The sequence below is a fragment of the Salipiger sp. D13 genome (genome assembly GCF_003703915.1).
Taxonomy (GTDB): Bacteria; Pseudomonadota; Alphaproteobacteria; order Rhodobacterales; family Rhodobacteraceae; genus Salipiger; species Salipiger profundus.
In genome coordinates, this window is record NZ_ML112600.1 from 79880 (window position 1) to 101819 (window position 21940).

The window sequence follows — 21940 nt, forward strand, 5'->3', positions numbered from 1 at the left end:
TGCGTTGCTCTACTCGGCCGCGAAATCGGCCGGGCGGTGGATACTCTCACCGGCGGCCCGGGTTTTGGTGCAAGTCTCATCCGGTGCGCCATCGACACCTGCTGATCCCCTGCGCCTGATCTCGCGAACAACCAGCGCCGCGCCAATTGCCGCGACGACAGCGGCTATTCCGCCGAGCCCCATCAACCACCCGCCAATCCCGCCGAGAATGGTGGCTAGGATGACGCCACCGCCGCCGCAGCAGATCACCATGATCGGCGCGGCAATGATGAAGGCCAGAAGCCCGCCCAAATGTTTGTCATCCATGGCCATACCCGTCCTTCCGTGCTCAGGACTCCCCCGCCTGGAGCACCTCGGCCGGATAGCCATTGGCCAGAACCGCCTCGATGATCATGTCTGGGTTGGCCGCCTGATCGTCGAAGGCCACGACGTAAGTGCCCGTGCCAAACTCCTCGCCTTCCTGGAAGTCGACGATTTCGACCGTGGGCACGCCGCGCATCGCCGCCGCGACGGTGAACGAGCAGGTCGGGCATGTCAGTTCGGCGACACCGACATTGATGCGCTGTTCTTCGGCACTGGCGGGCATTGCGGCCAGAATGCCGAGAGTTGCGAGTGCGAGAGAGAGATGTTTCATCGGTTACGCCTTTCAGTAGGACAGGATGTAGGGGGTCAGGTAGGGGAAGATCATCGCCACGGCGACGATCCCGCTGGCAATCCAGAGAATGGACCGCATGAGTGTTCGGTTCATCGGTCGCGCGCAGGTGCCATCAACGCAGGCTTCGGCCGGGATCGGGCTATACGCCTTGTAAAAGCCGTATCCGATGAAAGCGGCACTCAGTGCGAAGGTGATCCACTTATATTGATAGAACGCGCCCAACTGGGCGATGAACACGCCGGTGACGCCGAAGCTCACCAGCACCAGCGGCAGGATGCAACAGGAGGTCATGGCCAGCGCGCCGAGTACGCCGAGCCCGGTTGTCGCCCATGCCTTTTTGTCAGCTGCCGGGGTTTCGCCCATTGCCGACTGGCGGCCGGCGGATGTGGTTTCAGTCATGGTTCGAATCATCCTTGCCTCAGTGATGATCTCAATCTAGGGTCTGTAGCTGGTACAGGCTCAAGGGGGTTTGGTGTGAATAATCATCACAGATCGGTGAAGGTCCTCAGGCGCGGAGATCTGGCCAAGCTGACCGGCTGCAATCTCGAAACTATTCGCTACTACGAGAACATCGGCGTCATGCCCGAGCCGCCGCGCTCCAGCAAAAATTATCGCGTCTACGATGACAGACATGTCGCGCGTCTGCGCTTCATCATGCGCGCGCGCGAGTTGGGGTTCACGCTCGACGAGGTTCGCGATCTGCTCGCATTGGTCGATGGCGGGGCCCAGACCTGCGGCGAGGTGCAGGGTCTGGCAAATGCGCATCTCGCTTCAGTCCGCGCCAAGATCGCGGATCTCAAGCGCATTGAGCACGTCCTGTCGTCCACCGTGGCGCAATGTAGCGGAGACGATGTGCCCGAATGCCCCGTCATAGATGCGCTGAGGGAGGAGGCCTAAAAGGTTTCTTGAGGAAATCCGCGGCAATCAAACCGGACAGTCCTTGGCTTCCGCGCTAGGAACACCGTGACCAATATCGCGGGCAGCGAAGAAACCGCGCTCTGAGGTGCCCCTAGTTTCCTAGACATCCGCTTCCACGAATCAGGCCGTAGCCGGCCAAGCTGATCAACTCGGACAGGTGCAGGCACAGAGTTACCGCAAGATTTATCGCTCGATCCGGCACCGCGGCTTCGAGGTGCTCGCGCCTCTCCTGAAGGTCGCGTATTTTACTGGAAACTGAATGGCTGAAATCCCGCTTGGGCATGTTCTTGTTCGCATTTAGGCAAATTCTAATTTGCTGTCCGCCACATTCGAAACTTTCCCTGCCCTGTTACCTCACGGACCAATCCCCTTTCTTCCATCCAGGTCAGGTTCCGCTGGACCGCCGCTCGGCTAGTGCCGGTCAGGGCCTCGGCCATCGGTGCGGAGAGGAGCGGCCATTCGGTCAGCACGGCACGCAAAGCCGGTGGAGTTTTGCCTGAGAGCGAGCTCATCTCTGCTTCTGTCCTCGCTGACCATGTCTCGATATAGTCCAAGTGCCGCATCGCGGTCAGGCAGGCAGTCTCCATCCCATCCAGCCAGCGAGCAAGACGCTCCGGTGGTAAGCCCGACGCGCGCAACCCCCCTGCCCCACCCATAGCTAGTGGTGCAAAGTTCGCTCCCTTTCCGTCGCTGGCCGTGATCCTTGCCGCGGTAACGGCTGCTTCGATCTGGTCGCCTTGTTGCCCGAGACCCGCCAAGCTCCAGAGGTGAAACCCCATGCAAGCCCGCGTGATCGGGTGTAGATGAACAGCTGATTTCATCACCTCCAGCCATCCGCCCGCGCGCTCCTCTAGCCGCTCGGTGGCATCCTCGATGTTCTCGGGATCGCGGCGGTCCAGAAAGGCCGCCAGATCGACCATTGGACCCGGACCACCCATCAGGCGGCGAACAGCCCAGCCAACTCTTGCCAAGGCATTCGGGTCATCCTGTGCGCCAGACAATCGCATTGATATCCAAAGAGCGAGGCGGTCAGAACTCACCCGATCCCCTGCAAGCCAGCTGAGGTCTGCCGCCTCGATCAGTGCCAGTCTGTGTCGCCAGCCATCCGGGCCACGCAGCAAGCGGTCATCCAGCGCACCCAGGCGTCCAGCCACCTTTGCCAGCCGCGCAGCCTGAGCCGCTTCCGCCTTTGCCCAGTCGTCGATGACAGCAATGTCGGACGGTTCTGCCCGTGGCCCGGGCGGCAAATCATCCGGTTCTTCTTCGAGCGGCCCCGGCAGGAACCAGAGGTCGTCCTCGTGAGCCCCCACATCCCCCTCGGTGGTGATGAGGGGGTCGTCAAAATCATCAGGAAAAGTAGATGCTTGCGGCTTCATATGTGCAAAATATCTATATTATGCACATTACCCAAGCGATTTTGTGGCAGTTGCCCGCGCTCTTTGTATAGTACGGACGCGCGACTGTCGGCGGAACCTCTCAGATCGCGCTCAGTGCAAGAAAACCAAGGGGATTGTGCACCAGCACGACAAGAGATCACTTGCTTGCATTCGTTTTCAAACGGTCGTTTATTGCCGCTATATGAAACTGCAAAAAGACTGTTTTGATGCCATTGATAGGCTATGCGCGCGTATCCACAGAGGATCAAACCCCCCTGCCCCAGTCGCAGGCCCTGAAATCTGCGGGTTGCGCCGAAATCTATGAAGAGCACGCCTCAGGCGGCAATCGCGCGCGGCCGGTGCTTGGGCGTGTGCTCGAACGCATCCAGAGTGGCGATACGCTGGTCGTCGTGAGGATCGACCGGCTTGCGCGGTCTCTGTCGCATCTGCTGGAAGTGATCGAGCGGCTGGAGGCTAGGGGTGCGTTCTTTCGCTCGATCCAGGACCCGATCGACACTGGATCCCCGCAGGGCAAGTTCACGCTGCAGGTCTTGGGCGCTGCGGCCGAGTTCGAGCGCGCCCTGATCCGGGAGCGCACCAAGGCCGGCCTCGCCAGTGCGCGCACAAAGGGCCGCGTGGGCGGAAACCCTGGACTGCGGGCCAAAGACCCTGCCGCTCTTCGCAAGGTGCGGCTAGCGCGACAGGACGGCTACATGGAGCGTCTGAACGAAACGGCACAAGATTGGGTGCCCCATGTGCGCCGGTTGCGCCCTGACTTGGCCTGGGAAGACGTGGTGCGCATCATCAACGGCCCCTTGCCCGAGGCGCGTCGCTGGACCCAAAGCCGTCTCTTGCGCGCCGTGAAGGCCTATGTCCGCGACGGCTTCCTGCCCGAGACAGTTTTGGCCCGCGCCGGCCGCCGCGAAACCGACGACCGCCTGCCCGCCATCGTCGCCGCCATCAAGGGCGCGGATCCCGGCATTACGCTCCAGGCGATCTGTGAACGGCTGGAATCAATGCGCGAACGCACACCACGTGGCCGAACGAGATGGCAGCCGTCGTCAGTCAAGATGCTGTTGGAGCGGGCGGAGAGGCTGGGGCTGCTTGAGTAGCCTAACAACCTTGCAAATCCTCCACTATAGGGAAGGATTACAAGGTTGTGGTCAGTTTCAGGCACAGAAGCCGTTCGCTCATGCAAAGGGGTTGACGATGCGAAGCTGGCCTTCCACCAGCAGGCCATCTTGCATGTCCTCGCTCCACAGCGTGGTACACCCCGCAACCAAAGCGCTGGCCACGATCATCGCGTCGTAGATCGAGAAGCCGTAGCGTTCCGCCAAAGCGCGGCCGACGTCATGGGTCTGCACGGTGAGATCTTCGACGGGACACAAGGCGCGCACGCCTTCGAGAAAGGCCGCTGCTTCCTCCCAACCGAGGCCAGCTTTGCGGCGGCAGTTCACCAGTGACTCGTTTAGAACCTGAACGCTGATCCGGGGCCCCTGCCCCAGGATGACCTCGGCGCGATCGGCCTTTGGGCCGTCGTCGAGCAGGTAAAGAACGACATTCGTGTCCGCGAACTCAACGCTCATGTGCGTCGTCGCGGCTCAGACGTTCTGCTGCGGACAACTTGCCCCGGAAGCGGCGCAGGCCGGTAAGTACCTCATCCGCACGAGCAAGGCGACGGACTCTGACCCGACCGTCGTCCTTGACCAGGTCGATCTGATCACCCTCCTTGAGACCAAGCTCTCGGACGAGCTCCGCGGGCAAACGGACGGCCAGCGAGTTACCCCATTTTGCGACCTGCATCGTGACCTCCCATGCGGATATACGTTTTGTAATGTATATCCGAAAGGTTCCTAAGACAAGCCTGCCGCAAACCCTAGCTACTCTTGTGCATGACGCAGCGACTGACACCAAATCTAGAAAGAGCTTGCACGAATCTGATAGCTCGGGCAATAGTCTCGATAAATAACGCGCGATCACATAAAAAACGCGCCCACGAATCGAGGCAGAGATGAGCGAAGCTGAGCAGGACCTGGACATTGCCATCGGGCACTACGCAGAGCTTCTTGCGTCCAATCTTCATGCGCAACGTGCTGCCCACTTCCCTCCCGACGCCAAAAAAGTCATGCGCAGCCTGACCAGCGGCGAGGCGGCCGAGTTGCTTGGCGTCGATCATACCTACCTTCGCAAGCTTCATCGAGAAGGAAAGATCGCTGACGTCGAAACCACTGCGGGCAGCCACCGGCGATATACCCTCGATGATATCTGGGAGATTCGCCACGCTCTTGAGGCAAACGCGAAGAAGCCTGGAACCTACGTTCCGGGGCGTCGTGCCGGTGACGAGCTTCAGATTGTTTCTGTTGTGAACTTCAAAGGCGGGTCCGGGAAAACGACAACATCCGCTCACCTTGCACAGCGCTTGGCTCTCAAGGGATATCGTGTCCTTGCGATCGATCTGGACCCCCAGGCATCCCTTTCCGCGCTGCATGGCATCCAGCCTGAGCTGGACCTGATGGAGGGTGGCACGCTGTATGATGCGGTTCGCTACGATGAACCGGTCCCGATCTCGGACGTGATCCGCAAGACCTACATCCGTGGTCTTGACCTGATTCCCGGGAACCTCGAGCTCATGGAATTCGAACATGAGACACCGGCAGCCATTCAGCGTGGCGGCGCCCGCGCATTCTTTGCCCGTGTGCGCGACGCGCTCGACAGTGTCGAAGCGGACTATGACGTCGTCGTCATCGACTGTCCGCCGCAGCTTGGTTTTTTAACCATGTCCGCCCTTTCAGCATCTTCAGGGGTGCTTGTTACCGTTCACCCCCAAATGCTCGATCTGATGTCCATGTCGCAGTTTTTGCGCATGACCGCTGATCTGCTTGGCGTCATCCGGGATGCTGGCGCAAACCTTCGCTTCGACTGGCTGCGCTTTCTGCCGACCCGCTACAAGGTGGGTGATGCCCCGCAGACCGAGGTCATTGCTTTCATCCGGGGTCTGTTCGGCAGGTCAGTCCTGACCAACCACATGGTTGAGTCTACTGCGATCTCTGATGCAGGGCTGACGAAGCAGACGCTCTACGAGGCCGACAAGAAGGACTTCACGCGTCAGACTTTCGATCGTGCAATCGAATCCATGAACGCCGTCAACGACGAGATCGCGGCGATCATCCAGAACACGTGGGGACGCAATGGCAAGAAAGCCTAAACTGGGACTGCCACTGCAGACCCTGCGCAACGCGCCCGACGCTCTTGAAGGGCGCAGGCTGCGCGGCGGCGTTTTCGAAATCGAGCCTGACCAAATCGAAACCACAGGTCGGCTCGATGACAGGCTGCAGATTGAGACTGCGGGCCTCAAGGCGTCAATTTCCAAGAACGGACAGCGAGTACCAATCCTCGTCCGGCCGCTTGATGGTGATCGCTACAGCCTGATCTATGGCCGTCGTCGACTGGAAGCTTGCAGAGAACTTGGGATCAAGGTCCGCGCCATTGTCACAGAGATGGAGGGCGATCAGGCACTTCGTGATCAGCTGTTAGAGAACCAGGAGCGGCGGGATCTAAGCTTCATCGAACGAGCGCTTGTTGCCGCAGCCTTGCTCGACGGTGACCATCTGAGCGCATCCGAACGCACTAACAAGGGTGTCGCCGAGGTTCTCAATCTGACCGAGGCAGGAGTGTCGCAGCTGTTAAGCGTGGTCCGCACCGTTGGGGAGGACTTGGTCCTCGCCATCGGTGCCGCTCCGGGCATTGGTCGGCCCAGGTGGGAAGAGCTCAAGAAGTTGCTGGGGGCTACGGATGCCGATCGCGAACTGCTTGCAGCTTTGGCGGGTGAGGCCAAGACATCCTACCAAGGCGGTATTGACGAGAAATCCGATCATGCATTTTTGGCCGTCCTCTCTGCTGCAGGGAAGCCCGAACAGACCACATCCTCGTCTCGCCCTCGCGGGCGGCCCGGCACGGTGATTCCGGGGGTCGGTGCCGCCACTGTCACGATCGGACGTCGTGGAAAGCAACTCAAGCTCGAGTTGAAGGCCGAGGAGAGCGATTTTGTCAGCTGGCTTGAGGGCAACGCCCCGCAGCTGATCACCGAGCTTCACGAGCGCTGGAAGCGTTCGGAAGACTGAGGAAGAGCAACAATCAAAAAGGAGGCACGAGACAGGCAGAAAAGAAAAAGGCCCCGAGAAGCAAGCTTCACGAGACCTTTCTTAGGTTTCGCACGGGACCAGCCCGCTACAAAACTTCAGTTTTCGCACCTCTGAATGTAGCGATCTGGCCCCTTTCCCGCAAGCGCAAAGCGATTCGCGGGCCAGGGAAATTTTGCCTTCGTGAATGACATCATGGATTACACACCGATTTCGCCGTTTATGCGGCCGATCTCGCACGCCCATCTGCGCGTGGTCGAGCGTCCTGAGGCGTCTGTTCCCGGCAAGCCCGTCAACAAGTGGGAGCTCCTCCGTGAGCTGTCCAAGGCACAGGCCGCCTTCGGGGTTTCCGAGCGCGATCTGACCGTTCTTCAGGGACTTCTCAGCTTTTTTCCGGACGATGCGCTTGGCGGGAACACCGAAATGGTCGTCTTCCCATCCAACAAGGCGATCTGCGAGCGGCTGAACGGCATGCCTTGCTCGACGATGCGCCGTCACCTCGCCCGGTTGGTAGAGGCACGCTTGCTCATGCGGCGCGATAGCCCCAATGGGAAGCGGTATGTGCGCAAGCGTGGCGAAGATCGGGTGGCCTTCGGCTTTGATCTCTCCCCGCTCTATTGCCGGGCCGAGGAAATTGCACGGGCTGCAGAGGCTGTGCGTGAGGCCGAGGACCGTGTGCGGCGACTGAGGGAGGTAGTGAGCCTTATGCGTCGCGACTTGGCCGCTCTGGCGGAGTTCGGCGAGGAGATCCAGCCCGGGCTTGGCCTATGGGACCAGCTCCGCGACAAGGCAGCCCTCACCGCCCGCGCTCTTCGCCGCAAACTCTCGCTTGAGGATCTGTCGGCATTTCGGACTGAACTGGAGACCCTTCTTGACCAGGCGCGTAATGTGATTGACGGTCCTGAAACAGAAGAAATGAACACCAATGATGCCCAATGTGAGCGTCACCATCATAATTCAAATAAAGAATCTATAGATCTTGAACCTGCCTTAGAAAAAGGCGGGGCGGCGGGACGCGCGCCTGATGATGATACGGGTGAGTCCGTGGCTGACCTTGAAGAGTCTGACACGAGGCGGGTGCCGAAAATCCCACTCCACCTGGTAATCGCCGGCTGTCCCTCGCTCAAGACTTTCTATCAGGGCGACATTCGACACTGGCACCAACTTTTCGACGCGGCTTGTCATGTAAGGCCGGCCATGGGGATCAGTGTTTCCGCGTGGGAAGAAGCGCAACGCTGCATGGGACCAGAGCAAGCCTCGATCGTCGTCGTGGCCATGCTGGAACGATTCTCTGACATCAGATCACCGGGTGGATACTTGCGGGCGCTGACGTCCAAGGCCGCGGCGGGCGAATTCTCTTGCGGTCCGATGGTCATGGCTTTGATCGGTCGGCGAAGTGCGGCTTAACAGCTGTTAAGTTTCAACGCCGCGGTGCTCAGTTGGCATGACTTAACAGCTGTTAAGTCGCCTCTTGGCAACCATACGATCATCGAGAGGGAAAGGAGTGTTGGTTTGAGGGTGACGGGAAATGAGATCGGGAGAGTGGCTTCCGGCGCCCGTCGTGGAGAAGATCTGATGACGAAAGCTGTCCGGAAAATCACCCTGTCCCCTTCGCGGGATATCCCTTTTGACAAGCTGGTCCTGAGCCAGTCCAACGTGCGGCGCATCAAGGCTGGCGTGTCTGTCGAGGAACTGGCCGAAGACATCGCCCGCCGCGGTCTGTTGCAGAGCCTGAGCGTGCGGCCCGTCTTGGCTGACGACGGCACCGAGACCGGCAAGTTCGAGATCCCGGTCGGTGGCCGTCGGTTCCAAGCATTGTCCCTGCTGGTGAAGCAGAAGTGTTTGGCAAAGACCCCGCCCATTCCTTGCATCGTGCGCGATGCTGCGTCCGACATCCTGGCCGAGGATGATTCCCTTGCAGAAAGCATGCATCGCGTCGCCCTGCACCCGCTCGACCAATTCCGCGCGTTTGTGGCGCTGAGGGACAAGGGCCAGAGCGATGCAGAGATTGCCGCCGCCTTCTTCGTGACGCCGCAGATCGTGAAGCAGCGCTTGAAACTCGCTTCCGTCGCCCCTGCCCTGCTTGAGGTCTATGCCGAGGATGGCATGACGCTGGAGCAGCTCATGGCCTTCACCGTGAACCCCGATCATGCGCGTCAGGTTCAGGTCTGGGATGTGATCCATTCATCTTGGAACAAGGAGCCATTCCAGATCCGGCGCATGCTGACCGAGACCTCGGTCCGGGCGTCTGACCGGCGCGCGGTCTTTGTGGGTGTTGAGGCCTACGAAGCGGCGGGCGGCACGATGTTGCATGACCTCTTTCAGGGCGATGACGGTGGCTGGCTCGAGGACCCTGCCCTGCTCGATCGGCTGGTGACGGAAAAACTCCAGGCCAAGGCTGAGACGGTTGCCGTTGAGGGCTGGAAGTGGATCGAGGTCGCGCTTGACCTGCCCTACGGCTACAGCCACGGCCTGCGGTCCCTGTCAGGTGATCCGGCACCGATGACGGATGACGAAGGCGCGGACCATGCCAAGCTGCTCGCCGAATACCGGGCGCTGGAAGAGGAATACGCGGGTCAGGATGAAATCCCCGACGGGATCGACACGCGGCTTGGCGTGTTGGAAACGGAGATGGAAAAGATCGAGACCCGGCCGTTGATCTTCGACGCGGAGGAGATCGGGCGGGCAGGGGCGTTCGTCACGCTCGACCGCTACGGCGCGCTGGCCGTCTATCGCGGCTATGTGCGTCCAGAGGATGAGCCGGTTGACGTGACAGCGGTCCAGGATGGTGCTGATCCTGCGGTGGCGGGGCAGGGGGATGATCGTGATCTCACCGATGGCTATGACAGTGCCGCTCATGCCGGAACCGTCATCATGTCGGGAGGCCAGCCGATTGGCGGCGATCTGCCGGAGGATGAGGATGACGGAGCGCTGAAGCCACTGCCCGAGCGGCTCGTAATCGAGTTGACGGCACACCGGACGCTGGCGCTGCGTGAAGCGATCGGGCGCTCGCCCGACGTGGCGTTGATTCTGCTGCTGCTGAAGATTGTGACGGACACCTTCCGCACTTCCTCTGCTTCGGGAAGCTGTCTCGAAGCCTCAGTGCGTCACATCTACATGCCGGCGCAGGCGAGCGATCTGAAGGACAGCGTGGTGGCAAAGCTGGTCGACGAGCGTCATGCGCCGGAACGATCTCGTGGCGCTTGACGATGAGGACCATGCCGAAGGGCAGGGGGCGGATGCCGAAGCGGCTGACAGCGTCAGTGAAGCTGACCTTCCTGCATTTCTGACGGATGACCTGCCTGCTGAAGGCGCGTCGATGCTGGCCTCGGAATAACGTGATCCAGCGGGGGGCGGAGATTCCGCCCCCAATCACCCTATAGTGTAATAATATCAATGGGATGAGCGCGATTACTCGCATTCAGAATGAAGAATCATGTCTACAACAACCATCATCGACACCGCACCCCTCGGGGCGCTGCGACGTGAGACTTCAAGGCCAATGCTCCCGATCTTTCACATGGGCATTTGGAGCATCCGTTGGCAATCTGACGGATGCCTGAAATCCAGAAGTTTCACCGGGACGTGGTGACTGGAGCAAGAGAGAGGTTTCGATCCGTTCTGCGATGGCTGAGACGATAGCGAGGCCAAGCCCGCTACCATCAGTTTTTGCATCTGCCCTCTCGAAGCGCCCTGTCAGGCGTTCGAGTGTTTCGGTTGCTACCGCGGGGCCCTCGTTCGCCACGATCAACTGCCCCTCGCTCGTGAGTGTAACCGCGACTGGGGCATTCTGCGCCCCGTGGCGTAGGGCGTTTTCCACCAGATTCCGGCACAGAATTCCTAATGCGTCGGGGTCGATATCAGACAAGACAGGCGTGTCCGGCAAGTTCAACGTAAGGCGCCCGTTCTCTGTGGTGCGCGCGATATCTTCCACCACGACCCGAGTGATGGTTCTGACATCAGCGCTCTGGTCCATCCGAAGTCTACCGCCTTCCGCCCGCGCAAGCTGCAGGAGACGCTCGGAAAGCCGAGTGAGACGCTTGAGCGTTGCCTCGATCTCGGCGGCACGGGCGTCGATGGTCGGATCTTTGGTCTCTGACCGCAGTCGCTGCGCCTGGGCGATAGCGCCCGCCAATGGTGTCCTTAGTTCATGAGCCGCATTGGCTGCAAAACTTCGCTCAGCCTCGAACGCGTCGCGCAACCGAGCCAAAAGGCTGTTCAAGGTTGCGGCCAGCGGTCCGATTTCGGTCGGCAGGTCGGCCGCGGGTACTTCTGACAGGTCGCGCACGCCGCGCGCTTCAAGCCGCGTACGGAACCGATGGAGAGGGGCGAGGCTAAAGCGCACAGCGAGAATAATCGACGCGAGCGCCAACGGCAGCACGACCAGCAGCGGCAGGCCGAGGCCCATCTGGATTTCAAGAGCAACCGATGCGCGATGCGCCAACGGTTCGGCCACGGTGATGCTGATCGTCCCCTGGAGCGCCGCGTCGCTGTAGAGGCGATGTGTGGCGTTCTGCCCAAATCCCGGCCCGTCGTATGGAGGGAACACGGCAGGGTCCGCCGCATGGGATTGCAGCAAAATGCGTCCCTCGGCATCGCGTACGATGTAGGTGAAGAACTCGTCATGCTCCCGGATCGGCGCGAGGCGCTGCGTCACACCCTGATCTTCTCGGCCGACGATGTCGGTCACGGCCAGCGGAAGGATGCGCTCGGCGGTTTCGCGCAGGGCGCTGTCGAAGACCTCGTCCATCTCGCCCCGAACGATCACCGCGGTAACCGTGGCGGCGGCGAGCCAGAGGATCGTCAGCACAAGGCCGAGTGACAAGCCGAGCCGTACCTGAAGGCTGGATGGCCACATCATGGCTTGCCCAGCCGGTAACCCATGCCGCGCTCGGTCTCGATGATGGCGCTCCCCAGTTTCTTGCGCAGGCGGCTCACGTGCACCTCGATGGTGTTGCTCTCGACTTCGGCGTCGAAAGCGTAGAGCTTCTCCTCCAACTGCGCCTTGGACAGGAGCTGCCCGGGACGCGCCAGGAAGGCCTCGAAGAGCGCCCATTCCCGCGCCGTCAGCGGCACATGTCTGCCATCCCGATGGACGCTGCGCGCGGCAAGGTCGATGTCGAGCGGTCCGTGGGTCAGGATCGGGTTGGGGTTGCCGCTGTAGCGCCGCGCGACCGATCCGATCCGTGCCGACAGTTCCGACAGGTCGAAGGGCTTCACAAGATAGTCGTCAGCGCCCGCATTGAGGCCTTCGATCCTATCGGACACCTGGTCGAGCGCCGTCAGGATGATGACCGGCGTCACGTCTCCACGCGTCCTGAGGCCCTTGAGGAACCCGATACCACGTCCGTCTGGCAGCATGAGGTCGAGCAGGAGCAGGTCGTAAGAGGTTGCGCTCATCGCGTCTGCCGCCGCGTCTAGCCGCGTGACCCAGTCTACTGACTGGCCATCAGCTGCGATCTGGTCGCGCACGGCAGCGCCAAGAGTCGTGTCGTCCTCGATCAGCAATATGCGCATGGTCGTACCCGTCCTTTCCTGATGTCCCTCCATGATCCGTCTGGCTGACACGAAGCTGAAGCTTGTGGGTCGAGCCCCTTCAGGCTGCCGTCAGCTTCGCGGCGCATGAATGGCATCAAGAGGCGAGCCACTAGGAGTGTGCCCCATGAAGAAGACATTGACAATTATCGGCTTTCTCGCGGTCTTTACGGCCGGCGCGGCGCTGGCTGACGACGATTGCTTCGTGCCGATGGCCGACTGGCAGCCGCGCGATGCTGTTGCCATGCTGGCCGAGGAAAATGGTTGGACGGTGCGCCGGATCAAGATCGATGACGGCTGCTACGAGATCGACGGGAGGGATGCCGAGGGGCGTGCGATCGAGGTGACTGTCCACCCGGCCACGCTGGAGGTAATCGAGTTCGAATACGAGGACGACGAGGATGATCGCCGCGAGCGGGATCACGAGAGACGCGACGATGACTGATGCAGCGCGTCGCGACGGTATTGTCCCGGTGCCGAGCCTGCCGCCACTCTCCCGGCTTTCCCTAAACTCTCCTCTAGCCCTGACGGGCCCGGTGCTGGTTGCGTTGCCATGCCTGCTGGCGGCTTTGCTCGGTTTCAACACCTATGCGACTTATGGTGCGGATGCCGCGCTCGGCATCGCCGTCGGGGCCGCGGCAGTTGTCGCGATGGCACAGACCCTGATCCTCGCCGCACGGCCGCCGCTGGTGGAGCCGTTGTTCGGCGGTCTCGATCGCATGTACCGGGTCCACAAGTGGCTTGGTATTTCCGCAATGGTCCTGATGATCCTGCACCAGCAGATCGAGCCGGATTTCGAGCGTTTGGTGCGTGAAACCTCCCTTGGTGAACTTGGTGAAGAGGCGGGCGAACTTGCCTTCAACGCGCTTCTTGCCCTGGTTGCTGTCAGCTGGTTCCGGAGATTGCCCTTCACCCCACTGGAAATCCCCTATCAAATCTGGCGGTTCAGCCATCGTTTCATGGGGGCCCTTTTTGCAATCGTGGTCTTTCACCAGTTCTTCGTCGACCTGCCGACAGAGGTAGATCCATCGCTCTCGGTGCTTCTGAACACATTCGGCATCGCCGGAGTGATCGCGTGGATATTCACCGAGCTGGTCGCCCCGTACCTGCGGCGTAGAGAATTCACCGTCACAGAGATCAGCCAGACCAAGGACACCACCACGCTAACCCTCCGCCCCGAGGGGCGGGCCATGCGGTGGCGGCCGGGGCAATTCGCCTTCTTCCGCGCGCCAGAGGCAGGACTGTCCGAGCCGCACCCTTTCACGATTGCCAGCGCCCCGCGCCCTGACGGCACCCTGACGTTCTGCATCAGGGGGTTGGGTGGCTGGACACGAAGCCTGCCCGCCATCTTGCGGACCGGAACGCGCGTGCAGGTCGAAGGGCCATATGGATGGTTCAATTTCCGCAAGGGCGGTGCGCGCCAAATATGGCTTGCCGGCGGCATCGGTATCACGCCGTTCCTCGCCTGGGCGGAAAGCCTGACAGAGGCGGAGAGTCGCGACATTCACCTCATCTACTGCGTTCCGACACAAGAGGAGGCGATTGGCGTAGAGACGTTGCGCGCTGCGGCTGCCCGCAACCCGAGGTTCAGTTTCGAGGTGGTCGTTACGACGCGCGATGGCAGGCTCACGGCCGAGCGCCTGATTGGCGCGGTCCCTTTCGCGATCCGGCAAGCCGATCTGTGGTTCTGCGGCCCAACCGGTCTGAAGGACGGGATTCTCAAGGGCTTGAAAGCACAAGGCCAAACGCCTCGCCGTGTCCGCTTCGAGCAGTTCGAATTCACCTGAACGCGGGGCAGGGCGTATAGCCATGCCAGCCCTGTAGCCTGCGCTCGCATCTTTTTGGCCCCGTCATCATCGGCGGGGCCATTTTCCTGACGGCAAGCTGAAGCAGGAATCGCTGGGGCGTCAGGATGCCCTCAGGTCGGGGTGCCAGATTGGTCTCATCAAACGAAAGGACCCCTTGCCATGAAAAAGACCCTGACCGCCCTTGCCCTGATCGCACTTTTGCCCGCCGGCGCTGCGCTGGCCGACGACGATGATTGCAATGCGCCCCGTGACCAGTGGCAGCCGCGCGAGGCCGCCATGCAGATGGCCGAACAGAACGGTTGGACGGTGCGCGACTTCGAGATCGACGACGGCTGCTACGAAATCGAAGGCCGAGACCAGAATGGCCGCGAGATCGAGGTGAAGTTCGATCCGGCGACGCTGCAGATCGTCGAGATGGACTACGAGGATGATGACGACGACCGCGGTGGCGCCCGCAATCCCGCGCCCGCTGGAACGGTCGCTCCTCCGCAGAACGGCCTCTTCGGAAACGGCGCCCCTCCGCAGGTTCAGGTGAACTGAACAGCTCCGAAGCACCCTGAACAAGGATCATTCCCATGAAATCACTTCTCGCAACGCTCGCGCTTACCACCGCACTCACGCTTCCCGGCCTCGCTATGGCACGGCCCGTGACGCTCACAACCACCCTTAACAACTATGGTGGCGACGGCGCTTACCTCGCGCTTTACGTTACCGACGCCTCGGGCGCCTATGTCGGCAGTCTCTGGATGGCTGGTGGCAAGTCCAAGTACTACGAGCATCTGAGCGACTGGTACCGTGCCACGGGCGGCGATACCGCGCAGGTAAACGGTATCACCGGCGCCAGCGTCGGCGCGGGCCGCAGTCTCGAGATCACGCTCGATCTGGCCGACGCGCTGTTCGATGCGGGCTACACGCTGCACATCGACGCGGCAGTCGAGGATATGCGCGACAGCCCGAACGAGGTGGCCGTGCCGCTGACGACGGCGGGCGCGGGCACGCCGGTGAGCGGGCGGCGCTACATCGCCAACTTCTCCTACGACATGTGAGGGGCAGGGCCATGATCCGTACACTCCATCGCTGGCCGGGTCTTCTGGCACTCGCGCTCGTCACGATCCTGAGCCTGAGCGGCGCTGCGCTCTCGGTCTTTCCGGCAGTCGAGCGCATCACCGCGCCGCAGGTGGAGACTGGCCTGACAGTCGCCACCCTCGCGGAGCGCATCCAGGTCGTCTATCCGGGCGTCGAGCAGATCCGGCGGTCGCCCTCCGGTCGGATCACCGCCTATTGGTTCGATCAGGGCGCGCCGGGTGCTGCCGTGATCGACCCGGCGACGGGCGCGGGCGTGGCCTCGGCCGACCCGAACCAGGCGCTTCGCTGGCTCACCAACTTTCATCGCTCGCTCTTCCTCGGGGATGGCGGGCGCATCGCCATGGCCGCCGGGGCCGCGGCGATGCTGGTCCTCTCGCTCTCGGGTGCTATGCTGGTCGTGCGACGGGCGGGCGGATGGCGGCACTGGTTCGCGTCCTTGCGCGGTCCGTTCACGGGCAGGCTGCATGTCGAGATCGCCCGGATCGCCGTCATCGGCCTCGTTCTGTCCTCCACCACCGCCCTCTGGATGACAGCCTCCACCTTCGATCTTTTGCCGGACGGTGGCGTCCTGCCGGCTGATCCCACCGAAGTGAGCGGAGAGATTGGGTTCGCTCTCGATCAGATGGCCACGCTGCTGCAGACGCCCGTCGCCGAGCTGCGCGAACTGAGCTTTCCCTATCCCGGCGATGCGACGGACGTGTTCACACTGAAGACCGACCGGGGCACCGGCTATCTTGACCAGGGAACCGGCGCGCTCGTGGCATGGGCCGACCTGACCGGGTGGGAGCGCGTCTCGGAAACCATTTACATGCTGCACACGGGGCAGGGGGCCGCGATGCTCGGCCTTGTGCTCGGGATGATGGCGCTCGGAGTGCCGGCGATGGGCGTGACCGGCGTCTTGATCTGGCTTGCCGGGCGGCGCGGGCGGCCGCGCATCCGGGGCAACCAGCCCGCGGGCCGTGCCGAGACGATCATTCTTGTCGGCAGCGAGGGTGGCAGCACCTGGGGCTTCGCCGCGACCCTGCATGCCGCGCTGACGGCAGCGGGGCAGGGCGTCCATGTTGGCCCGATGTCGGGCTTCGCACCAGAGCGCTACGCCCGTGCAGAGCGCATCATCGTCCTCGCCGCGACTTATGGCGATGGCGCGGCGCCCGCCTCGGCCAAGGGGCTCCTCGACCGGATGAACGCGTCGGCCCCTGCGCCTGATATCCCGATGGCCCTGCTCGGCTTCGGCGACCGCAGCTTTCCGTCCTATTGCGCCTTCGCCAAGGCCGTTGCGGCAGCGGCGCAGGCGAAGGGCTGGGCCGAACTCATGCCGCTGGACACGATCGACCGCCAATCGCCACAGGATTTCGCGCGCTGGGGCCGAGCTCTTGGCGAGGTGCTTGGCATCTCTCTCGAGCTTTCTCACCAGCCCGTTTCGCCGCGCACCGAAACATTGACCCTCGTCTCGCGGCGCAACTACGGGGCCGAGATGCAGGCGGGGGCCGCGATCCTGCGCTTCGCCCTGCCGCGCGCAACGCCGTGGCAACGGCTGACGGGCACGGGCTTCGCACGGTTCCAGGCGGGCGACCTGATCGGCGTCCTGCCGCAGGGCAGCCCGATGCCGCGCCTCTATTCGCTGGCCTCGGGCCGGCGCGACGGGTTCGTCGAGATCGTGGTGCGCAAGCATCCGGGCGGTCTGGCCTCGGGCCAGCTGACCGCGCTGGAACCGGGCGATACGGTCCGGGCCTTCCTGCGGCGCAATCCCGGCTTTCACGCCGGTCGCGGTCTCACCCCGCTGATCCTGATCGGGGCGGGCACCGGCATCGGGCCGCTGGCGGGCTTCATCCGCGGCAATGCGCGGCACAGGCCCGTGCACCTGTTTTTCGGGATGCGGCATGCGGACAGCGATTTCTTCTATGGCGAAGAGATGCCCGGCTGGCAGGCTGAGGGGCGGTTGACCCGGCTTGTCACCGCCGTCTCGCGCGGCGCGCGGCGCAGTTATGTGCAGGACGCCTTGCGCGCCGACGCGGCGCAGGTGGCCCGGCTTATCTGCGACGGGGCGCGTGTGATGGTCTGCGGCGGGCGCGACATGGCCACGGGCGTGAGCGATGCGTTGGCCGAGATACTCGCACCTGCCGGGCTTACGCCCGCAGTCCTAAAGGCAGAGGGGCGGTATGTCGAAGATGTCTACTGAGCGCGCGCGCATCGCCCTGAACGGCCCCGCCATGGGCACGCGCTGGTCGGCGCTGTTCTTCGCGGATCGGGTCCGCGACACGGATGCAATTCGTGCCGCCCTTCAGGCGGCTGTCGACGAGGTGGACACGCAGATGTCGATGTGGAACGCGGAGAGCGCGCTCATGCGGATCAATGCGGCGCCGGTGGGCGATTGGGTGGTGGTGCCGGAGCAACTGCGGGCGGTCCTGCGCCTCGGGCTCGAGATCGGGCGTGCCTCGGGCGGGGCCTTCGATATCGGCATGGGCGATGCGGTGACGGCCTGGGGTTTCGGGCCCGGGGCCGCCGCGCCCGAGGGTATCCGCGCCGCGATGGACGCCCCCCGCCGCCCGGCTCAGGAGGTGCTGGAGATCGAGGGGATGCAGTTGCGCAAGACCGCGCCCGTCGCGCTGGACCTGAACGGCATCGCCAAGGGCCACGGTGTCGACCGGCTCGCCGAGACCTTGCGCGATCATGGGATTGCCGACGCCCTTGTCGGCATCGACGGTGAGATGCGTGCCATGGGCCTGCGCCCCGATGGCGAGGCATGGATCATCGCGGTAGAAGCGCCGGACCCTGATCGCCGGACGCCGCATTCGGTTCTGGCGCTGCAGGACGCCGCCGTCGCGACCTCCGGTGACTACCGCCATTGGGTCGAGGTGCATGGGCGCCGCCTGTCGCATACCATGGATCCGAGACGTGGCGCGCCGCTGATCGCCTCGCCGGCCTCCGTCACCGTCGTGGCCCGCACCTGTGCCGAGGCCGACGCCTGGGCGACGGCGCTGATGGTGCTCGGTGCGGAGAGGGGTGCGGACCTCGCAAGACAACGTGGACTCGACGCCCTGTTTCTTCTGCGCGATGATGAAGGGAATGCAATGGGCGTGGGAGTCGGGCGTCTTTTTTCCGAAGAACCAGCGGCAATCGCCTCAGCCGGGGGAAGATGAGCCGCATGGAACAGACCCGTACCGATCGCTTCAAGACCGCACTCCTGCTGATGGCCGCAACCGGGCTGATCGTGGGACTCGCATTCTACCTTGCGGGCCAACCAGAGGTTGCGAACCTGATCTGGATTGCAGGAGTTGTTCCCGCGCTGGCAGCGCTTGTGGTCGAAATCGTCCGCAGCATTGGGCGCGGCGAGGTGGGCCTCGATATCGTTGCCGCGCTGTCGATGTCGGCGGCGCTTGTCTTCGGCGAGACCTTGGCTGCGGCTGTCGTCGCAGTCATGTATTCTGGAGGCACTTTCCTCGAAGCCTTCGCTGAGGGCCGTGCACGTCGTTCGATGAAGGATCTTCTATCTCGCGTACCCCGGACCGCGACGCGGCACCGGAACGGCGGTCTTGAGGATGTGCCTCTCGAGGAGATCGCACCGGGCGATCGCCTGCTGATCCGGCAGGGCGATGTCGTTCCCGTGGACGGTTCGGTTACGTCCGACACCGCCTTCCTCGACACCGCGGCGCTGACCGGCGAATCCCTCCCAGTCCGGCTGGCGCGCGGGGCCGACGCCATGAGCGGATCGACCAACGCGGGCGAGGCCTTCGACCTGACGGCGACGCGCGAGGCCAAGGACAGCACCTATGCCGGGATCGTTCGCCTGGTCGAGGAAGCGCAGGCGTCCAAAGCGCCGATGTCCCGGCTGGCCGACCGCTGGTCGCTGGGCTTTCTGGTCGTCACCGTCAGTATCGCCTTCGCGGCCTGGTGGTTCACAGGCGATCCGATCCGCGCGGTCGCCGTGCTGGTGGTCGCCACGCCCTGTCCGCTGATCCTTGCCGTGCCGGTTGCGCTGGTCGCGGGTCTCTCGCGTGCGGCGCATTTTGGCGTTTTGATCAAGGGCGCAGGGCCGCTCGAGACAATGGCGCGCATCCGTACGCTGATCCTCGACAAGACGGGGACGCTGACAGATGGCCGTCCGCAGATCATCTCGATCGACAGCCACGATGGCATGAACGAGGACGACATCCTGCGCCTCGCGGCCGCGCTCGATCAGGCCTCCAAGCACCCTGTCGCGCAAGCGATCGTCACCGCCGCCAAGGCACAGGGCTTCACACTGCCCGTTCCGACAGAAGTGGCTGAGATCCCGGGCGAAGGGGTCTTGGGTCGTGTGGAGGACCGCGAGGTGATCGTCGGGGGCGACGGCTTCGTGGCGTCCCGGGTCGGGCGGATGGTGGGCGATCACCCCGCCAAGGGCGCCGGATCGGTCCTTGTCGCAGTGGCAGTTGACGGTCACATGGCCGGGCACCTCGTCATGTCCGACCCGCTGCGCGAGGGAGCGGGTGCCATGCTGGACGGTCTGCGCCGCCAAGGGATCTCGCGTATCCTGCTGGCCACCGGCGACCGCGCGGACGTGGCCGAGCGTGTGACGGAAGGGCTGGGCCTCGACGGGCTGCGGGCCGGTCTGACGCCGGATCAAAAGGTGTTGCTGGTGCTCTCTGAGCGTAAACACGGGCCGGTGATGATGGTGGGTGATGGTGTCAACGACGCGCCCGCCCTGGCCGCAGCCGATGTAGGCGTGGCAATGGGGGCACGGGGCGCCGCGGCCTCGGCCGAGGCCGCCGACGTGGTGCTGCTCGTCGACCGGATCGACCGGCTGGGGCCCGGCATCGAGATCGCGCGGGCTTCACGCCGGATCGCGGTCGAAAGCGTTGTCGCCGGGATCGGCCTGTCTGTCATGGGCATGATCGCGGCCGCTTTCGGCTACCTCACGCCGGTTCAGGGCGCGCTCCTGCAAGAAGTGATCGACGTTGCCGTGATCCTGAACGCCCTGCGCGCGCTGCGCATCGCGCCACAGGAGCCAGCTACGGGCAAACCCCAGGCGATCATTTCAGAGCAAGCTGACATCGTTCAAGGAGCCACGCCATGAGCCGTCTATCACATTCTGAAATCCATATGGTGCATCGCATCGGCTGGCTGCGGGCCGCCGTTCTCGGCGCCAACGATGGTCTTGTCTCGACCGCGAGCCTCGTCGTCGGCGTCGCCGCAGCCGGGTCCGGCAAGCCCGAGGTCATGATCGCCGGGCTGGCCGGGCTTATGGCTGGCGCGATGTCGATGGCGGCGGGGGAGTATGTCTCGGTCAGCTCGCAAACTGACGCCGAACAGGCGGACCTCGCCCGAGAGAGCCGTGAACTCGAGGAAACGCCCGAGGCCGAGCTCGAGGAACTAACCCGGATTTATGTTGAAAGGGGGCTGGACCGCGACCTGGCGGAAAAGGTTGCCGTGCAACTGACTGAACGTGACGCGCTCGGATCGCATGCGCGCGACGAGCTCGGCATTTCGGAAACCGTTACCGCCCGCCCTGTCCAGGCGGCTCTGGTGTCCGCACTGACCTTCGCCGTTGGGGCGGTGCTGCCCCTGATCGTCGTGCTGCTGGTCTCGGAGGCGCAGATCGCTCCCCTGGTGGCGGGATCGACGATCCTTGGCCTTGCGGTTCTTGGCGGATTGGGCGCTTCGGCCGGCGGCGCAGGCGTCGTCCGTGGGGCCACGCGGGTCACGCTATGGGGAGCGCTTGCAATGGCGGCGACAGCCGGGGTCGGTGCGCTGTTCGGGGTCGCCGTAGGCTAGGAGTTAATGGGGTGTACCAGAACCCCGCTCCGGCTGCTTGTTGCGGCAACGCTCGTCAACATCGTGCTGATCATCGAGGTGCCACAGATCGAGTCGCAGCGCGTGGGGTCATAAACCCATGTCCGCAAATGGGTCATGCTGGACGAGATCAACACCGATGTTCTGGAGCGGTCCTTTGTCTGGGAGGACCGCACGCCCATCGGCACGTTCAGTTCCGTCTTCACATCCAAAATCCAGTCCAGCCTGATCGCGCTTGCCAAGTCGGGCGGGGCATCCGTTGTCGATCGGCCGAAGTAATCTCGATCAGCGCGGGGTCTACCCAGCTTCACTTGTTCCCATCGATCCACTTCGACATCAGCTCCTTGTCGCGGAAGCATTCGTCCGGCACGGCGCGGCGCTTGATGCGGGCGAGGCGCTCGGCAAAGGCGACCTGCTTTGATGTCGGGCGGCTGTCCTGCGTGCCCGGCTTCAGCTTGGCCTGTGCGTCGATCCAGGCGCTCAAGGAGCGCCGATCTTGCTGAACCTCACACGGCAGAAGCGTCTGGTTGCGAAGGGCCAGTGCGCGCGCATAGGCGATCTGCTTTGGCGTCGCGGGCAGGGCGTAAGTGGTGCTTTCCATCGGGGATCTCCCTTCTTAGCGTGGCTTTCAACATAGAACATAACAGGAACAAA

The 21940-nt window shown here is 63.0% G+C and carries 24 protein-coding genes and 1 pseudogene; 16 read left to right on the forward strand and 9 right to left on the reverse strand.

The annotated features are described in order from the left end of the window. Window positions 1-9 precede the first annotated feature (9 nt). The 3 genes from D6860_RS14800 to D6860_RS14810 are packed head-to-tail and all read right to left on the reverse strand — an operon-like array spanning window position 10 to window position 1054. A complete protein-coding gene (locus D6860_RS14800) occupies window positions 10-306 on the reverse strand; it encodes a hypothetical protein (protein WP_222481190.1) in 297 nt (98 codons plus the stop codon). A 22-nt stretch (window positions 307-328) separates the two neighbouring features. After that, on the reverse strand, window positions 329-634 hold the full coding sequence (locus D6860_RS14805) for a heavy-metal-associated domain-containing protein (protein ID WP_009807473.1): 306 nt from the start codon (window positions 632-634) through the stop codon (window positions 329-331). A 12-nt stretch (window positions 635-646) separates the two neighbouring features. Further along, the gene (locus D6860_RS14810) at window positions 647-1054 is read right to left on the reverse strand and encodes a mercuric transporter MerT family protein (RefSeq protein WP_176244179.1); all 408 of its coding nucleotides are present in this window, start codon (window positions 1052-1054) and stop codon (window positions 647-649) included. Between the two features lie 96 nt (window positions 1055-1150). Here D6860_RS14810 and D6860_RS14815 point away from each other — a divergent pair, with 96 nt between their 5' ends. Continuing rightward, a complete protein-coding gene (locus tag D6860_RS14815) occupies window positions 1151-1552 on the forward strand; it encodes a MerR family transcriptional regulator (protein WP_008335980.1) in 402 nt (133 codons plus the stop codon). Window positions 1553-1881: 329 nt separating this feature from the next. On the opposite strand, the gene D6860_RS14820 is transcribed toward D6860_RS14815, so the two are convergent. Beyond that, on the reverse strand, window positions 1882-2949 hold the full coding sequence (locus D6860_RS14820) for a hypothetical protein (RefSeq protein WP_008335981.1): 1068 nt from the start codon (window positions 2947-2949) through the stop codon (window positions 1882-1884). A gap of 227 nt (window positions 2950-3176) precedes the next feature. On the opposite strand from D6860_RS14820, the gene D6860_RS14825 reads away from it, so the two are divergent. Further along, window positions 3177-4061, forward strand: a complete 885-nt coding sequence (locus tag D6860_RS14825) for a recombinase family protein (RefSeq protein WP_028288628.1) — start codon at window positions 3177-3179, stop codon at window positions 4059-4061. Window positions 4062-4139: 78 nt separating this feature from the next. Here D6860_RS14825 and D6860_RS14830 read toward each other — a convergent pair whose 3' ends face one another. Continuing rightward, the gene (locus D6860_RS14830; protein WP_028288627.1) at window positions 4140-4535 is read right to left on the reverse strand and encodes a PIN domain-containing protein; all 396 of its coding nucleotides are present in this window, start codon (window positions 4533-4535) and stop codon (window positions 4140-4142) included. Next, the gene (locus D6860_RS14835) at window positions 4525-4752 is read right to left on the reverse strand and encodes an AbrB/MazE/SpoVT family DNA-binding domain-containing protein (protein WP_009503866.1); all 228 of its coding nucleotides are present in this window, start codon (window positions 4750-4752) and stop codon (window positions 4525-4527) included. Before D6860_RS14835 ends, D6860_RS14830 begins: the two co-directional genes overlap by 11 nt. Before the next feature lie 208 nt (window positions 4753-4960). Here D6860_RS14835 and repA point away from each other — a divergent pair, with 208 nt between their 5' ends. From repA to D6860_RS25710, 5 genes and pseudogenes are all read left to right on the forward strand, one after another. Continuing rightward, entirely contained in the window at window positions 4961-6154 is a 1194-nt protein-coding gene (gene repA, locus D6860_RS14840; RefSeq protein ID WP_009503867.1) for a plasmid partitioning protein RepA, read from the forward strand. Then, window positions 6138-7070: a plasmid partitioning protein RepB gene (gene repB / locus D6860_RS14845; protein WP_028288626.1), complete on the forward strand. Its 933-nt coding sequence runs from the start codon at window positions 6138-6140 to the stop codon at window positions 7068-7070. Before repA ends, repB begins: the two co-directional genes overlap by 17 nt. Before the next feature lie 213 nt (window positions 7071-7283). After that, the gene (repC, locus tag D6860_RS14850) at window positions 7284-8495 is read left to right on the forward strand and encodes a plasmid replication protein RepC (RefSeq protein WP_076625738.1); all 1212 of its coding nucleotides are present in this window, start codon (window positions 7284-7286) and stop codon (window positions 8493-8495) included. Window positions 8496-8663: 168 nt separating this feature from the next. Beyond that, window positions 8664-10271, forward strand: a pseudogene (locus D6860_RS14855) (ParB/RepB/Spo0J family partition protein); the annotation flags it as partial. Between the two features lie 13 nt (window positions 10272-10284). Further along, a complete protein-coding gene (locus D6860_RS25710) occupies window positions 10285-10425 on the forward strand; it encodes a hypothetical protein (RefSeq protein ID WP_009503871.1) in 141 nt (46 codons plus the stop codon). 156 nt (window positions 10426-10581) lie between these two features. Here the strand turns inward: D6860_RS25710 and D6860_RS14860 are convergent, their stop codons facing one another. Then, entirely contained in the window at window positions 10582-11949 is a 1368-nt protein-coding gene (locus D6860_RS14860; protein WP_028288624.1) for an ATP-binding protein, read from the reverse strand. Then, on the reverse strand, window positions 11946-12605 hold the full coding sequence (locus D6860_RS14865) for a response regulator transcription factor (RefSeq protein ID WP_009503873.1): 660 nt from the start codon (window positions 12603-12605) through the stop codon (window positions 11946-11948). Before D6860_RS14865 ends, D6860_RS14860 begins: the two co-directional genes overlap by 4 nt. 145 nt (window positions 12606-12750) lie before the next feature. Between D6860_RS14865 and D6860_RS14870 the strand changes: the two genes are divergently transcribed. From D6860_RS14870 to D6860_RS14910, 9 genes are all read left to right on the forward strand, one after another. Then, window positions 12751-13068, forward strand: a complete 318-nt coding sequence (locus tag D6860_RS14870) for a PepSY domain-containing protein (protein WP_028288623.1) — start codon at window positions 12751-12753, stop codon at window positions 13066-13068. Next, complete coding sequence (locus D6860_RS14875; RefSeq protein WP_076625739.1) at window positions 13025-14410, forward strand: ferredoxin reductase family protein; 1386 nt, start codon at window positions 13025-13027, stop codon at window positions 14408-14410. Before D6860_RS14870 ends, D6860_RS14875 begins: the two co-directional genes overlap by 44 nt. Before the next feature lie 180 nt (window positions 14411-14590). After that, complete coding sequence (locus D6860_RS14880; RefSeq protein WP_028288621.1) at window positions 14591-14971, forward strand: PepSY domain-containing protein; 381 nt, start codon at window positions 14591-14593, stop codon at window positions 14969-14971. Window positions 14972-15006: 35 nt separating this feature from the next. Continuing rightward, the gene (locus D6860_RS14885; RefSeq protein WP_028288620.1) at window positions 15007-15477 is read left to right on the forward strand and encodes a DUF2271 domain-containing protein; all 471 of its coding nucleotides are present in this window, start codon (window positions 15007-15009) and stop codon (window positions 15475-15477) included. 11 nt (window positions 15478-15488) lie between these two features. Then, the gene (locus D6860_RS14890; RefSeq protein WP_028288619.1) at window positions 15489-17696 is read left to right on the forward strand and encodes a PepSY domain-containing protein; all 2208 of its coding nucleotides are present in this window, start codon (window positions 15489-15491) and stop codon (window positions 17694-17696) included. Then, window positions 17677-18657, forward strand: coding sequence for an FAD:protein FMN transferase (locus tag D6860_RS14895; protein ID WP_028288618.1), 981 nt, complete (start codon window positions 17677-17679; stop codon window positions 18655-18657). Before D6860_RS14890 ends, D6860_RS14895 begins: the two co-directional genes overlap by 20 nt. 5 nt (window positions 18658-18662) lie before the next feature. Beyond that, the gene (locus D6860_RS14900) at window positions 18663-20570 is read left to right on the forward strand and encodes a heavy metal translocating P-type ATPase (protein ID WP_036540305.1); all 1908 of its coding nucleotides are present in this window, start codon (window positions 18663-18665) and stop codon (window positions 20568-20570) included. After that, the gene (locus D6860_RS14905; RefSeq protein WP_028288616.1) at window positions 20567-21268 is read left to right on the forward strand and encodes a VIT1/CCC1 transporter family protein; all 702 of its coding nucleotides are present in this window, start codon (window positions 20567-20569) and stop codon (window positions 21266-21268) included. The genes D6860_RS14900 and D6860_RS14905 overlap by 4 nt, the downstream gene beginning before the upstream one ends. A 135-nt stretch (window positions 21269-21403) precedes the next feature. Next, window positions 21404-21565 carry a hypothetical protein gene (locus D6860_RS14910; protein WP_224557872.1) on the forward strand — a complete coding sequence of 54 codons (162 nt, stop codon included), beginning with the start codon at window positions 21404-21406 and terminating at the stop codon, window positions 21563-21565. A 28-nt stretch (window positions 21566-21593) separates the two neighbouring features. Here D6860_RS14910 and D6860_RS14915 read toward each other — a convergent pair whose 3' ends face one another. Further along, window positions 21594-21887, reverse strand: a complete 294-nt coding sequence (locus tag D6860_RS14915) for a hypothetical protein (protein WP_028288615.1) — start codon at window positions 21885-21887, stop codon at window positions 21594-21596. Between the last annotated feature and the right edge of the window lie 53 nt (window positions 21888-21940).